General features: G+C 63.5%; 12 protein-coding genes. 9 read left to right on the top strand and 3 right to left on the bottom strand.

The features are described from left to right. Positions 1-11 precede the first annotated feature (11 nt). Positions 12-1526: a sensor histidine kinase gene (locus tag NKI25_RS18435; protein ID WP_352698903.1), complete on the top strand. Its 1515-nt coding sequence runs from the start codon at positions 12-14 to the stop codon at positions 1524-1526. Positions 1527-1530: 4 nt separating this feature from the next. On the opposite strand, the gene NKI25_RS18430 is transcribed toward NKI25_RS18435, so the two are convergent. Next, complete coding sequence (locus tag NKI25_RS18430; protein ID WP_023675001.1) at positions 1531-2529, bottom strand: nicotinate-nucleotide--dimethylbenzimidazole phosphoribosyltransferase; 999 nt, start codon at positions 2527-2529, stop codon at positions 1531-1533. A gap of 197 nt (positions 2530-2726) precedes the next feature. Between NKI25_RS18430 and NKI25_RS18425 the strand changes: the two genes are divergently transcribed. Next, positions 2727-2960 carry a DUF1289 domain-containing protein gene (locus NKI25_RS18425; protein ID WP_031193575.1) on the top strand — a complete coding sequence of 78 codons (234 nt, stop codon included), beginning with the start codon at positions 2727-2729 and terminating at the stop codon, positions 2958-2960. Between the two features lie 13 nt (positions 2961-2973). Continuing rightward, positions 2974-3678 carry a TIGR02281 family clan AA aspartic protease gene (locus tag NKI25_RS18420; protein ID WP_352448873.1) on the top strand — a complete coding sequence of 235 codons (705 nt, stop codon included), beginning with the start codon at positions 2974-2976 and terminating at the stop codon, positions 3676-3678. Positions 3679-3686: 8 nt separating this feature from the next. On the opposite strand, the gene dusA is transcribed toward NKI25_RS18420, so the two are convergent. Both dusA and NKI25_RS18410 read right to left on the bottom strand, forming a co-directional pair. Next, positions 3687-4673, bottom strand: a complete 987-nt coding sequence (dusA, locus tag NKI25_RS18415) for a tRNA dihydrouridine(20/20a) synthase DusA (protein ID WP_352621788.1) — start codon at positions 4671-4673, stop codon at positions 3687-3689. A gap of 227 nt (positions 4674-4900) precedes the next feature. After that, positions 4901-5572: a GntR family transcriptional regulator gene (locus tag NKI25_RS18410; RefSeq protein ID WP_023674997.1), complete on the bottom strand. Its 672-nt coding sequence runs from the start codon at positions 5570-5572 to the stop codon at positions 4901-4903. A gap of 140 nt (positions 5573-5712) precedes the next feature. On the opposite strand from NKI25_RS18410, the gene NKI25_RS18405 reads away from it, so the two are divergent. The 6 genes from NKI25_RS18405 to NKI25_RS18380 all read left to right on the top strand — a co-directional run bounded on the left by NKI25_RS18405 (position 5713) and on the right by NKI25_RS18380 (position 12659). Then, a complete protein-coding gene (locus NKI25_RS18405) occupies positions 5713-6300 on the top strand; it encodes an amino acid synthesis family protein (protein WP_352448870.1) in 588 nt (195 codons plus the stop codon). After that, a complete protein-coding gene (locus tag NKI25_RS18400) occupies positions 6293-8092 on the top strand; it encodes an alpha/beta fold hydrolase (protein ID WP_352907011.1) in 1800 nt (599 codons plus the stop codon). The genes NKI25_RS18405 and NKI25_RS18400 overlap by 8 nt, the downstream gene beginning before the upstream one ends. A gap of 5 nt (positions 8093-8097) precedes the next feature. Continuing rightward, complete coding sequence (locus NKI25_RS18395) at positions 8098-9156, top strand: LLM class flavin-dependent oxidoreductase (protein ID WP_352998924.1); 1059 nt, start codon at positions 8098-8100, stop codon at positions 9154-9156. Next, the gene (locus NKI25_RS18390; RefSeq protein ID WP_023674993.1) at positions 9153-10628 is read left to right on the top strand and encodes an aldehyde dehydrogenase; all 1476 of its coding nucleotides are present in this window, start codon (positions 9153-9155) and stop codon (positions 10626-10628) included. The genes NKI25_RS18395 and NKI25_RS18390 overlap by 4 nt, the downstream gene beginning before the upstream one ends. A gap of 84 nt (positions 10629-10712) precedes the next feature. After that, positions 10713-11732 carry an ABC transporter substrate-binding protein gene (locus tag NKI25_RS18385; RefSeq protein ID WP_023674992.1) on the top strand — a complete coding sequence of 340 codons (1020 nt, stop codon included), beginning with the start codon at positions 10713-10715 and terminating at the stop codon, positions 11730-11732. A gap of 66 nt (positions 11733-11798) precedes the next feature. Further along, entirely contained in the window at positions 11799-12659 is an 861-nt protein-coding gene (locus tag NKI25_RS18380; protein ID WP_023674991.1) for an ABC transporter permease, read from the top strand.

Raw genomic sequence — 12659 nt, 5'->3', positions numbered from 1 at the left:
TTGAAGACTTCATGCCCCTGCAACGCTCGACCACGGCGGACAAGTTTATTGTGGACCGCAGGAAACGCCATCGCAACAGCGATGTCGCGCGCGCGGTGCGCAAGACGCGCGACCGTCTTTCGCAGCAAGCCGGAAATCCCGACTTCGACCGCGAGCTGTTGAAGCTCCACGCGCTTTCGATGACCGGCGGCGTGATCGTCATTCCGCTGCTCGTTCTGGCAACGGCCGCGGCAGGCCTGTTCGCGGGCATCGGCAAGGAGATCGGCGTCTGGGCGCTGTTCACATTCATCTGCTATACCATCGTTGCATTCATGGCCAGACGCGTCACTCAAGCGTCCGAACTCAACCCGCTGGAAACGCATAGGGATTTCCTGATCGGCCATTTTCTGTGCGGGCTTGGCTGGGCTTGGTTCGCATGGCTCGGCTGCGAAACTTGCCAAATGGATCAGTTCCAGGTCGCCAAGGCGGTGGTGCTGCTGCTCGCCATGTCGGCAACCGCGATCCTGGCCTCGTCCCTGCGCGGTGCGCTGTTGGCGACCTTCGCCCTCCCGGTCGCCATCTATGCTTATGCCAGTGCGAAATTATGGATGCCGGTCGAAGTGATCATGGCAGGCTTGCTGATCGCCTCGTTGCCTTTCTTCGCCTATGTAGCGCGCCAGCTCAACCGTTCCTCGCTGATGCTGCTGTCGTTCCGCTCCGAAAAGGATGCGCTGATCGCCGAACTGGAGACGGCGAAATCGATGTCGGACGAGGCACGGCGGCGGGCGGAAGACGCCAATCTGGCGAAATCGCGTTTCCTGGCCTCGATGAGCCACGAACTGCGCACGCCGCTCAACGCCATTCTCGGCTTTTCCGAAGTGATGGCCAACGAGGTGCTCGGCCCGATGAGCAACCCGACCTATCGCGACTATGCCCGTGACGTGCACGACTCCGGACAGCATCTGCTCGACCTGATCAACGAAATTCTCGATTTGTCGCGCATCGAAGCGGGCCGCTACCAGCTCAACGAGGAGCCGATGATGCTGCTCTCCGTCGTCGAGGATTGCTGCCACATGATGGAGCTGAAGGCGCGCAACAAGGACATCCGCATCGTCCAGGATTTCGAAAACGCCTTGCCGCGCTTGTTCGCCGACGAACGCGCGGTGCGGCAGATTGCGCTCAACCTGTTGTCCAATGCCATCAAGTTCACCGCCACCGGCGGCGAAATCCGCGTGCGCGTCGGCTGGACGGCGGGCGGCGGGCAATATCTCTCCGTCAAGGACAATGGGCCGGGCATACCGGAAGACGAGATTCCGATCGTGCTTTCGGCCTTCGGCCAGGGCTCGATCGCCATCAAGAGCGCCGAACAGGGCACCGGGCTTGGCCTGCCGATCGTGCAAGGCCTGCTGGCCATGCATGGCGGCGAATTCCAGCTCCATTCCAGGCTGCGCGAAGGCACCGAGGCGATCGCCATCTTCCCGCTGAGCCGGGTGATGGAGGAACTGCCGGCGCTGCCGACCAAGGCGGTTGCCTCGCGCCGGCGCTGAATGCTTAACCGCGGACCGCGGCTGCCATGCCGGAGCTGGTCAGCGCGGCCGCCTTGACCAAGCCGGCGGCAAGCGCCGCCCCTACCCCCTCGCCTTGACTGACGCCCAGATCGAGCAGCGGGCGAAGGCCGAGGCGCTCGGCGGCCTTGGCATGACCAGACTCTGGCGACAGGCTTGCGAGGAGACAATGATCGAGCGCGGCGGGGTTGGCGGTATGTAGGACACCAGCGGCCGCAGTCACCGCAAACCCATCGAGCAGCACCGGGATCTTCTGCATCCGCGCCGCCAGAATGGCGCCGCAGATCGCGGCGAATTCCCGCCCGCCGACCCGGCGCAGCGCTTCCAGCGGGTCCTTGAGGCTCGCGCCGTGAAACGCGACCGCGGCATCGACCACCTCCGCCTTGCGCCTCTGCATCGCCGCGTCCGCCCCTGATCCAGGGCCGACCCAGTCGGCGCTGGTGCCGCCGAACAGTGCCGTGCAAAGGGCCGCGGCGACAGTCGAATTGCCGACGCCGAGGTCGCCAAGGCAAAGCAGGTCGGTACCGCCGGCAATCGCTTCCATGCCGAAGGCCATGGTAGCGGCACAACCGCGCTCGTCCAGTGCCGCATCCTCCGTAATGTCGGCTGTCGGAATGTGCAGGGCCAGATCGAACACCTTCAAGCCGAGATCGTTGGCGATGCAGATCTGGTTGATTGCTGCACCGCCGGCGGCGCAGAGCTCGACTGCATTTGCCGTGGCGGCGGCGGGGCGCGGCGAAATGCCGTGGCGGGTGACGCCATGATTGCCGGCAAAGATCGCCACCAATGGCCGCGTCACCGCCGGCGGCGCGCGGCCGCTCCACCCGGCAAGCCAGGCGGCGATGTCCTCGATGCGGCCAAGCGAGCCTTTGGGCTTGTCTGCCTTGGCAAACAACTGACGCACGCGGGCCTTGGCCGCCATATCTCCCGGCGGCAGGCTCACCAGGAGGTCGCGAAAATCGTCGAAAGGCAGTGCGCTGGTCATGTCGATGGCGATCGTCCGTGTGAATTGGTGAGCGGCATAGCCGCCTTGGCCAGCCGGCACAACCTCAAGCCGGCACAACCTCCAGGCCCGGTACAACTTGGCGGTATTGACGCGAAAGCATTCGTTGGCGGCGCTTCCCGGAGGGCTTGCATTGACTTTGTCGTTGCACCATGTGGAGGCTAGCCAAGGAAATCCTTATGACGGCCATTGAATCCCCGTGCATCCTGGTCTGCTCGATCGATATGAAAACCGGCTTCTGTTTCGGTTGCGGGCGCACGCGCGAGGAAATCGCCGCCTGGATCGACATGACCCCGCAAACCCGCCGCAGCGTCATGGCCGAGCTGCCGGCAAGGCTGGAAACGGTCGAGCGACGCCCCCGCCGGGAAACCCGTCGCAGCCGCATGGCACGCGAACGCGACGCCCTCTCGTGAACCGGCCGCAGAGATGAACCGACTGTTGTGGATTCTGATCGTCGCGATCGGGGCGGGTGTGCTCCTGCTCATGCTCAACGATTCCGCCGGCAGTACGTTCGGCATTGAGAATTACGATTTCAGCCAGCTGATCTGGCTTGGCGCTTTAGCGGCGCTCGTCGGCGCCGGCCTGCTCAGATCGGGCAGGCCGTTAGGCACCATGGCCCGCAGCCTCGGCGCCTGGGGTGCCATCGTGCTGGCGCTGATCGCCGGCTATCAGTACCGCTATGAGTTGCAGGATTTCGCCAGCCGCGTCACCGCCGGCCTTGTTCCCGGCAGTCCGCTGGCGCTGGGCGTGGAAGAAGGCCATGCCACCGTCACCCTGGACAAGGCCGGCAGCGGCCATTTCGAAGCGCGCGTCACGATCAACGGCACGCCGATCCTGACGGTTGTCGATACCGGCGCGACCAGCACCGTGCTGACCGCCGAGGACGCTCTGGCGGTCGGGTTCAATTCGGCGGCTCTCCGCTTCACCATACCGATCTCTACCGCCAACGGCATGACACGCGCGGCGGCGGTGCGAACCGACGAACTGTCGATCGGCGGCATCGTGCGCAAGGACATGCCCATCATGATCGCCGCACCAGGCACGCTCGGCCAGAGCCTTCTCGGCATGAATTTCATCGGCTCGCTATCGGGCTTCGACGTCCGTGGCGATCGCATGATTTTGCGGGATTAAGTTTTTCCTCAGGCCGCCTCCGCGGTCCGGCCGAAATCGACCTCTGCGAAGGCTGACTTCAGCACCTCCGGTCCGGCACCCGGCCGTGTCGCATCGGTGGAGAGGATCTGCCGGTAGCGGCGTGCACCGGGCAGGCCGTGAAACAGCCCGACCATGTGCCGGGTGACATGCCCGAGGCGTCCGCCCTGCTCGATATGGCGTGACGCGTAATCCGCCATGGCATCGATCAGTGCGGCAAAATCGAACGACTCAGCAGTGCTGCCGTAAAACGCGGCATCGATGCCGGTCAGTATCCCTGGCGTGTGATAGGCGGCGCGGCCGAGCATGGCGCCATCGACATGGTCGAGATGCGTCAGCGCCTCTGCGCGAGATTGAATGCCACCGTTGATGCCGATGAATTTGTTTTGTTTTCTGGCTTTCAGCCGATAGACGCGGTCATAGTCGAGCGGTGGGATGTCACGATTTTCCTTTGGGCTCAGTCCTTCCAGCCAGGCCTTGCGGGCGTGCACCCACAGCGCGTCGGCGCCGGCCGCGAAAACAGCATCGGCCAACGCATCGAGTGCCGGTTCCGGATCCTGCTCATCGACGCCGATGCGGCACTTGACGGTAACCGGTATTTTCACCGCCGCCTTCATTGCCGCGACGCAATCCGCGACGAGCACGGGCGTCTTCATCAGGCAGGCGCCGAAGGTGCCCGACTGGACGCGGTCGGACGGGCAGCCGACATTGAGGTTGATTTCATCATAGCCGAAGGTTTCGCCGATGCGCGCCGCCTCGGCCAGCTTTCCCGGATCGGCGCCGCCGAGTTGCAGCGCCACCGGATGTTCGCTGTCGACGAAGCCGAGCAGCCGCTCGCGTGCGCCGTGGATGACCGCATCGGCCACCACCATCTCGGTGTAGAGCAGCGCCTCGCGCGTCAGCTGGCGATGGAAGAACCGGCAGTGCCGGTCCGTCCAGTCCATCATCGGCGCCACGGCAACTTTGTGGCGTAACATATTCATTTTATTTGTGGCGTAACATATTCATTTTACTATTTTTTCTGTCTCAGTCCGTCCGATACTCCGTTCGAATGACAGAGCAATTTGGCAAGAGATGCACACCTAACTGACCCGATATACGATTTTGCCGCCGCAACTGAAAGCAAATTGGCATGTCACACATGTCACTGTACGCACCAGTTAGATGCCTGCCGTGGAACGATGGACCGCCGGCGGCATACCAGTCAGCCAAGGCGAAGCGTGTTGCGGGCGATCTGCCACGCGGATTCGACATGCCGCCGCGCCGCCTCCTCCGCCTCGTCCGGCTTGCGCGACCGGATTGCATCCATGATTTCGGTCATTTCGGCGATCGCCGGCTCGCGGCGGTTCTCCGACGCGATCGTCATTGAGCGGAGCTGGTTGATGCGGACATTCAGCCCCGTCACGATTTCCCAGGCAATGCGCTTGTCCGCCGCCTCGAACAGCGTTTCGTAGAACTTGGTCGTTGCCCGCATCACCTCGACAGGCGCACCGGACGCCCACGCCTCAAGCAGGTTCGTCAAGGCGGCATCGAGCGAGGCGATCTGCGCGTCCGTGGCTGTCAGGGCGCAAGCCCGCGCCGCGATGCCCTCGAGCAGCGCCCGCAATTCATAGATTTCGTCGGTGCGGCCGAGATCCGGTTTGGCCACGGCAGGTCCGTGGCCCGGTATCATCTGCACCAGGCCTTCCGCCTCCAGCTGCCGCAGCACCTCGCGCACGACGGAACGGCTTACCCCGAGCTGATCGCATAGCGGCCGCTCGACCAGCCTTTCACCAGGCTGGAAATGGAAGCCCATGATCGCCTCACGCATGCGCTCCAGCGCCAGCGTCCTCAGCGTCTTGGCAGAGCGGTCGATCCGCAGCGTATCGCCTGACATTTTCTCTCCCTACCCCGATCCGGCCACAAAACAGATTCCATAGCCGATTGACAAGGCTTCTGGTGCTCCATAGTATGGTATACCATAAGATGATATAAAGATTTCGGCGTTGCACAGCGCCGTGGCGACCGAGGACTTTCATGAAACCAGCCATTCGAAAGATCGTCACCTACATCGAGAACACGTTAATCGAGGGCGGCAAGGAAGCCCCAAAACCGTTGCGCCTGATCGGCGTCGCCGCCGTGCTGACAAACCCTTGGGCGGGCCGCGGTTTCACCGACGACCTGTCGCCGGAGATCCGCGTCATTGCTCCCGTCCTAGGCGAACTGCTGACCCGCGAGATTATCGCCGTTGCCGGTTCCGGCGAGGCAATAGAGGGTTATGGCAAAGCCGCGGTCTGCGGCACGGCGGGCGAGATCGAGCATGCATCGGCGCTGATCCATACGCTGCATTTCGGCAACCATTACCGTCGCGCGGTCGGCGCCAAGACCTATCTCGCCTTCACCAATCTGCGCGGAGGGCCGAACACCCCGATCATGATCCCGCTGATGGACAAGAACGACGAAGGCCGCCGCTCCCACTATCTGACCGTACATTTCCAAATCGGCGACGCGCCCGCGCCCGACGAGCTGGTGGTGGCGCTTGGCGCTTCGATTGGCGGCCGCCCGCACCATCGTATCGGCGATCGCTATCAGGACCTCAAGGAGGTCGGAGACCTGCATGGCTGACGTCGCTGCCACCGCATGGGTCCGAGACACGGCTCCGGACGGCACCGGCTTCATCCGCGCCGGCTCCGGCGCGCCGGTTCTGCTCATTCACGGTGTCGGCATGAACGCCGCGATCTGGCACGATCAGATCGCGGCGATGAAAGACCATCATGACCTGATCGCCATCGACATGCTCGGCCACGGCGTTTCACCGCTGCCGCCGGAAGAAGCCAGCCTGTCGGATTTCGCCGATCAGGCGGTTCGCCTTCTCGACCATCTTGGCGTGGCGTCGGTGTCGATCGTTGGCCATTCGATGGGCGCGCTGATCGCTCTGGAGATCGCCCTTCGCACCCCCTCGCGCGTTCGCTCCATCGTCTGTCTCAATGCGGTATTCCGCCGCCCCGCGGCCTTGGCGCAGGCCGTACGCGAGCGTGCGGCCGCGCTCGGCACCCATGGCAACCCTTCCGCCATTGCGGCCACGCTTGCCCGCTGGTTCGGCGACCCGCTGCCGGCGAACCTTATCGGGGCGGCCTCTACCGCGCGCGCCGCCCTTGAAAGGGTCGACCCCGAAGGCTACGCGCGCACCTATCGCCTCTTTGCCCATGCCGATGCTGAGCACGCCGGTGCTCTCCCCGGTCTTGCCGCGCCGGCCCTGTTCATAACCGGGTCGCAAGACAGCAATTCGACCCCGGCCATGTCGGCGGCGATGGCGAGGCTAGCGCCGCACGGCCAATGCCTCGTGCTCAATGGAGAAAGGCACATGATGGCAATGGCTTCACCTGAAAAAGTGACCAAACACATCATGGAATTTCTCGACACGGCAGGAGACGCTGGCGTGAGGCCGGAGACGGATGCAGTTTTTGACAGCGGCGAATTCCGGCGCGCACTCGGCTCGTTCCTGACCGGCGTCACCATCGTCACAACGATCGGAGCGGAAGGCGAACCGCGCGGCTTCACCGCCAACTCCTTCACCTCGGTCTCACTCGAGCCGCCGCTGGTGCTTGTCTGCATCGCCAAGAGGGCGCTGGGGCACAGTGCTTTTTCGACGTCGAGAGGTTTCGCCATCAACATCCTGTCAGAGGACCAGAAGGCCCATTCCGGCATCTTCGCTTCCAAAGCAGCGGACAAGTTCGCGGCCGTGAGCTGGCAACCGGGCCGGACCGGCAATCCGCTGATCGACGGCTCCGTTGCGGTATTCGATTGCGGCATGGAGCAGCTGGTCGATGCTGGCGATCACTCGATCCTCATCGGCCGCGTCCGCGACTTCAGCCACAACGGAGCCCAGCCCCTCGGTTATTGCAGAGGCACCTACGTCACGCCTGGCCTCAGCCAGGAGGCGCTGGCGGCGGCGCCCCCCGATACGGAGGTCGGCGCCATTCTCGAGAACGAGGGCCGTGTGCTGTTCGTCGAAACGGCCGACGGGATTTATGAATTGCCTGCGGGGCGCGGACTGGGCACGCCCAACGATGCGCGCAGCCTCAAAGGGCGCCTTGCCGCCAGGGCCATAGACGCCCAGCTCGGCTTCCTGTTCGCGGTGTGGGACGATGCCGCCGAACCCTGGCGCACGCATGTTTATTATCGCGGAACGGTCGATGGCGCCTATTCCGACGACCGCCAGATGCGGCTTGTCGACATCGAGCAGATCGCCGATCTGAAGATCGCCGATCCCGCGGTGCGTTCGATGCTTGCCCGCTATGCGCGCGAACGTACGGAAGATGCATTCGGCGTCTATGTCGGCAACGAGGTCGAAGGCGAAGTCCGGCCGCTCGCCAAGTCCTCGCCTTCTCAAATTCCTCTTTCCGGTCGCGGGTGAAACCGATGAAGTTTTCGCTTTTCGTGCACATGGAGCGATCGGATCCAGCAAAGCCGCATTCCGAGCTTGTCGGCGAGCTGGAGGACCTGGTTGTCCAGGCCGAAGAGGCAGGATTCGAGACTGCCTGGATCGGCGAGCATCACGGGATGGAATTCACCATCTCGCCGAACCCGTTCATCAACATCGCCTGGCTCGCCGCCAAAACCAGGCGCATCCGGCTCGGAACAGGAACCATCGTCGCGCCGTTCTGGCACCCGATCAAGCTTGCCGGCGAAGCAGCGATGGCCGACGTCGTCACCGGCGGCCGTCTCGACATCGGCATTGCGCGCGGCGCCTACGCTTACGAATACCAGCGACTTTTCCCAGGCCTCGAGGCCTGGGGTGCCGGCCAGCGTATGCGCGAGATGGTGCCGGCGATCCGGGGCCTTTGGGATGGTGATTTCGAACTCGCCGGCGAGTTCTGGTCGTTTCCTTCAACCACCTCGTCGCCCAAGCCGCTGCAAAAGCCTTATCCGCCGATCTGGGTGGCCGCACGCGATCCGAACTCGCACGACTTTGCGGTTTCCAGCAAATGCAACGTCCAGGTGACGCCGCTTGCCTCCGGCGATGGCGAAGTGGCCAGCCTGATGGAGCGTTTCAACGCGGCGTGTAATGCCCACCCCGACGTACCAAGGCCGGAGATCATGCTGCTGATGCATACTTTCGTCGCCGAGGATGCCGCGGAGGCTGACCGGCTCGCGCAGGATCTGTCGCAGTTCTACTGCCAGTTCGGCGCCTGGTTCCAGAACAAGAAGCCGGTGCACCAGGGCATAATGGAAGCGCTGACCGAAGACGAGATCGCGGCCATGCCGCAATATGCGCCTGACAAGATCAAGCAGAACCTGGTCATTGGCGAAGCCGACGAGGTGATCGCCAGGCTGAAGGCCTACGAAGCGCTCGGCTACGATCAGTATTCGATCTGGATCGACAGCGGCCTTTCCCATCGGCGCAAGAAGAAATCGCTGCAGCTCTTCATCGACAGGGTGATGCCGGCCTTTTCCGAGCCGAAAGCTGGATTGCGATGAGCACCACTCAATTCAGGAACTATATTGACGGCAGCTTCGTCGAAGTGGCGGCGACCTTCGACAGCATCGATCCCTCGACGGGCGCGCCATGGGCGAAGATGCCCGCTGCATCGTCTGATGACGTCGACCGCGCCGTCGAAGCTGCTCACCGGGCGCTTGGCTCCGGCACGTGGCCGGCAATGACGGCAACGGCACGCGGCAAGCTTCTGGTGCGGCTCGGCGATCTGGTGGTCGCCAATGCCGACCGGCTGGCGGAACTCGAGACGCGCGATACCGGCAAGATCATCCGCGAGACCCGCGCCCAGATCGCCTATGTCGGCGACTATTACCGCTATTATGGCGGGCTGGCCGACAAGCACGAGGGCTCGTTTGTCCCCATCGACAAGGCCGACATGGAAGTGACCATCCGGCCGGAGCCAATTGGCGTCGTAGCCGCCATTGTGCCGTGGAACTCGCAGCTCTTCCTGTCCGCCGTCAAGCTCGGGCCGGCGCTGGCGGCCGGCTGCACCATCGTTCTGAAAGCATCGGAAGACGGCCCTGCCCCGTTGCTGGCCTTCGCCGAACTCGTCCATGAGGCGGGATTTCCCGCCGGGACCGTGAACATCCTGACCGGCTTCGGCCACGATTGCGGTCACCGGCTGACCAGTCATCGGCTCGTCGCCCGCGTCGCCTTCACCGGCGGTCCCTCGACCGCTCGGCAGATCGTCAGGAATACGGCGGAAAACCTCGCTTTCACGACGCTCGAGCTCGGCGGCAAAAGCCCGGTCGTGGTGTTTGCCGATGCCGATCTGGACAGCGCCGCCAACGCGGTCGTTGCCGGCATCTTCGCTGCCACCGGCCAGAGCTGCGTCGCCGGCTCTCGGCTGCTGGTCCAGCGCTCCGTGAAGGACGAATTCCTCGCCCGGCTCAAGCGCAAAGCCGAGGCGATCAGGATTGGCGATCCGCAGGATCCCGCGATCGAAATGGGACCGCTCGCCACCTCGCGCCAGCGCGAATGGATAGAGAAGATCATTGCTGAAAGCCTGGCCGCGGGCGGGCAACTGGTCACCGGCGGCATTCGCCCCGCGGGCATGGCGGACGGCTTCTATTACGCGCCGACGATTATCGACGCGCCTGATCAGACCCTTGCCTGCGTGCGCGAAGAGCTCTTCGGCCCGGTGCTCTGTGTGCTAGCCTTCGACGGCGAAGCTGAAGCGCTTTCGCTCGCCAACGACACGAAATTCGGCCTGGCGTCCGGCGTGTTCACCACCAATCTGGCAAAAGCCCACCGCATGGCGCGCGGCATCCATGCCGGCGTGGTCTGGATCAACACCTATCGGGCGGTCTCGCCGCTGGTTCCGTTTGGCGGCTACGGCCAATCCGGGCTCGGCCGCGAGGGCGGCCTCGATGCGATCCGCGACTACACGCGTTCGAAATCGGTGTGGATACGCACCTCCGACGACCCGATTCCCGATCCTTTTGTCATGCGGTAGCCGCCGCTGGCCGGAGATGCGCGATCAAGGCGAAAACGACCGATCGCGAACAGACAACAACGAAAACAACAGAGGAGAACGACAATGAAACTGATCATCACCGGCTTCCTTGCCGGATTTATTGCAACGACAGTTCCGGCAACGACGGCCGCAAAGGCCGAGGACATGGTGTTCACCAGCTGGGGCGGGACGACCCAGGAAGCGCAGACCAAATCCTGGGCCGAGCCGTTCACCGCTGCATCCGGCATCAAGGTCATGCAGGACGGCCCGACCGACTACGGCAAGCTGAAGGCGATGATCGACAGCGGCAGTGTCAACTGGGACGTCGTCGACGTCGAGATGGATTTCGCCATCAAGGCGGCCAAGGACGGTCTGCTCGAGCCGATCGACTTCAAGACCGTGCCGAAGGCCGACCTCGATCCGCGCTTCACCACCGATCACGCCGTCGGCAGTTTCTACTATTCCTTCGTGCTCGCCTGGAACAAGGGCGCCGTTTCGGGTGAACCGGCCGGCTGGGCCGACATGTTCGACCTGACGAAGTTCCCGGGCAAGCGGACCTTCTACAAATGGTCGGCGCCCGGTGTCATCGAGATCGCGCTGCTGGCCGATGGTGTTCCGGCGGACAAGCTCTATCCGCTGGATCTCGATCGCGCCTTCAAGAAACTCGACACCATCAAGTCGGACATCGTCTGGTGGAGCGGCGGGGCGGAGTCGCAGCAATTGATCGCATCCGGCGAAGCAACGTTCGGCCAGCTGTGGAACGGCCGCGTCTTCGCACTGGACAAGGATGGCGCCGATGTCGGCGTCTCCTGGAACCAGAACCTGACCGCAGCCGACGTTCTGGTGGTACCGAAGGGTGCCAAGAACAAGGATACGGCGATGAAATTCCTCGCCGCGGCGAGCAGCCCCGCCGGCCAGGCCAAATTTGCCGAAGCCAGCGGTTATGCGCCGATCAATACCAAGGCCAAGGCAGAGATGCCGGCCGATGCCGTGAAATCGCTGCCGGACGCTCATGTCGGCGGGCAGATCAATCTCGACATGAACTACTGGGCCGCCAATCGCGACACCATCGCCGCGCGCTGGTATGCCTGGCAGGCGAAATAAGCCCGCCCTTGAACCGCAATGGACGAGACGGTTCGCGCCGTCTCGTCCCGTAGCCGGGTCGCTGTCATGTCGGTCGAAACACGCCGGAACTTTGGAACGGTGCGGGTGCCGGCAGGTCTCAATGGCCTGCTGCCGGCCCTGATTCTGATTATGCTGTTCTTCGTCATCCCCGTGCTGGCGCTGCTTTTGCGCAGTGTCACGGAGCCCGAGCCAGGCTTGCAGAACTATGCTGCCCTGCTTGGTGACGGCACCTATGCGCGGGTGTTCTTCAACACATTCCTGGTCGCGGCGTTGGTCACCGTCGCCACGGTCCTTGTCGCCTTTCCGGTCGCCTGGATGCTGGCAATCATGCCTTCGGGACTGGCCTCGATCATCTTCGGCATCATCATTCTGTCGATGTGGACGAACCTGCTCACCCGCACCTATGCTTGGATGGTGCTCCTGCAGCGTACCGGCGTCATCAACCGGACGCTGATGACCATCGGCGTCATCGACCACCCGCTGCCGCTCATCAACAATCTCACCGGCGTCACTATCGGCATGGTCTATATCATGCTGCCCTTCATGATCCTGCCGCTGGTCGGCACGTTACGGGCGATCGATCCGATGACGCTGCGTGCGGCGTCGCTGTGCGGCGCAAGCCCTTTCCAGGCGTTCCGCCGTATCCTCGTGCCGCTGTCGCTGCCCGGCGTCGCGGCCGGCGGCCTGATGGTCTTCGTCATGTCGCTCGGCTACTTCGTAACGCCGGCACTGCTCGGCGGCACGTCGAACATGATGCTTGCCGAAATGATCGCGCAGATGGTCCAGTCGCTGCTCAACTGGGGGCTCGGCAGCGCCGCTGCCTTCATCCTGCTTGTCGTCACCATGGTTCTCTATGCACTGCAGCTGCGCCTTGTCGGTGCCAGGCGCACGAGCGGAGGCATCTGA

This window comes from Mesorhizobium sp. M0808 (genome assembly GCF_040320025.1).
GTDB lineage: Bacteria > Pseudomonadota > Alphaproteobacteria > Rhizobiales > Rhizobiaceae > Mesorhizobium.
This window is presented reverse-complemented; position numbering and strand designations above follow the sequence as displayed.

Coding starts and splice junctions, on each gene's coding strand:
- NKI25_RS18430 (WP_023675001.1), bottom strand. CDS start 2,529: ATGACCAGCGCACTGCCTTTCGACGATTTTCGCGACCTCCTGGTGAGC.
- NKI25_RS18410 (WP_023674997.1), bottom strand. CDS start 5,572: ATGTCAGGCGATACGCTGCGGATCGACCGCTCTGCCAAGACGCTGAGG.
- NKI25_RS18405 (WP_352448870.1), top strand. CDS start 5,713: ATGAAACCAGCCATTCGAAAGATCGTCACCTACATCGAGAACACGTTA.
- NKI25_RS18390 (WP_023674993.1), top strand. CDS start 9,153: ATGAGCACCACTCAATTCAGGAACTATATTGACGGCAGCTTCGTCGAA.
- dusA (WP_352621788.1), bottom strand. CDS start 4,673: ATGTTACGCCACAAAGTTGCCGTGGCGCCGATGATGGACTGGACGGAC.
- NKI25_RS18420 (WP_352448873.1), top strand. CDS start 2,974: ATGAACCGACTGTTGTGGATTCTGATCGTCGCGATCGGGGCGGGTGTG.
- NKI25_RS18380 (WP_023674991.1), top strand. CDS start 11,799: ATGTCGGTCGAAACACGCCGGAACTTTGGAACGGTGCGGGTGCCGGCA.
- NKI25_RS18385 (WP_023674992.1), top strand. CDS start 10,713: ATGAAACTGATCATCACCGGCTTCCTTGCCGGATTTATTGCAACGACA.
- NKI25_RS18425 (WP_031193575.1), top strand. CDS start 2,727: ATGACGGCCATTGAATCCCCGTGCATCCTGGTCTGCTCGATCGATATG.
- NKI25_RS18400 (WP_352907011.1), top strand. CDS start 6,293: ATGGCTGACGTCGCTGCCACCGCATGGGTCCGAGACACGGCTCCGGAC.
- NKI25_RS18395 (WP_352998924.1), top strand. CDS start 8,098: ATGAAGTTTTCGCTTTTCGTGCACATGGAGCGATCGGATCCAGCAAAG.
- NKI25_RS18435 (WP_352698903.1), top strand. CDS start 12: ATGCCCCTGCAACGCTCGACCACGGCGGACAAGTTTATTGTGGACCGC.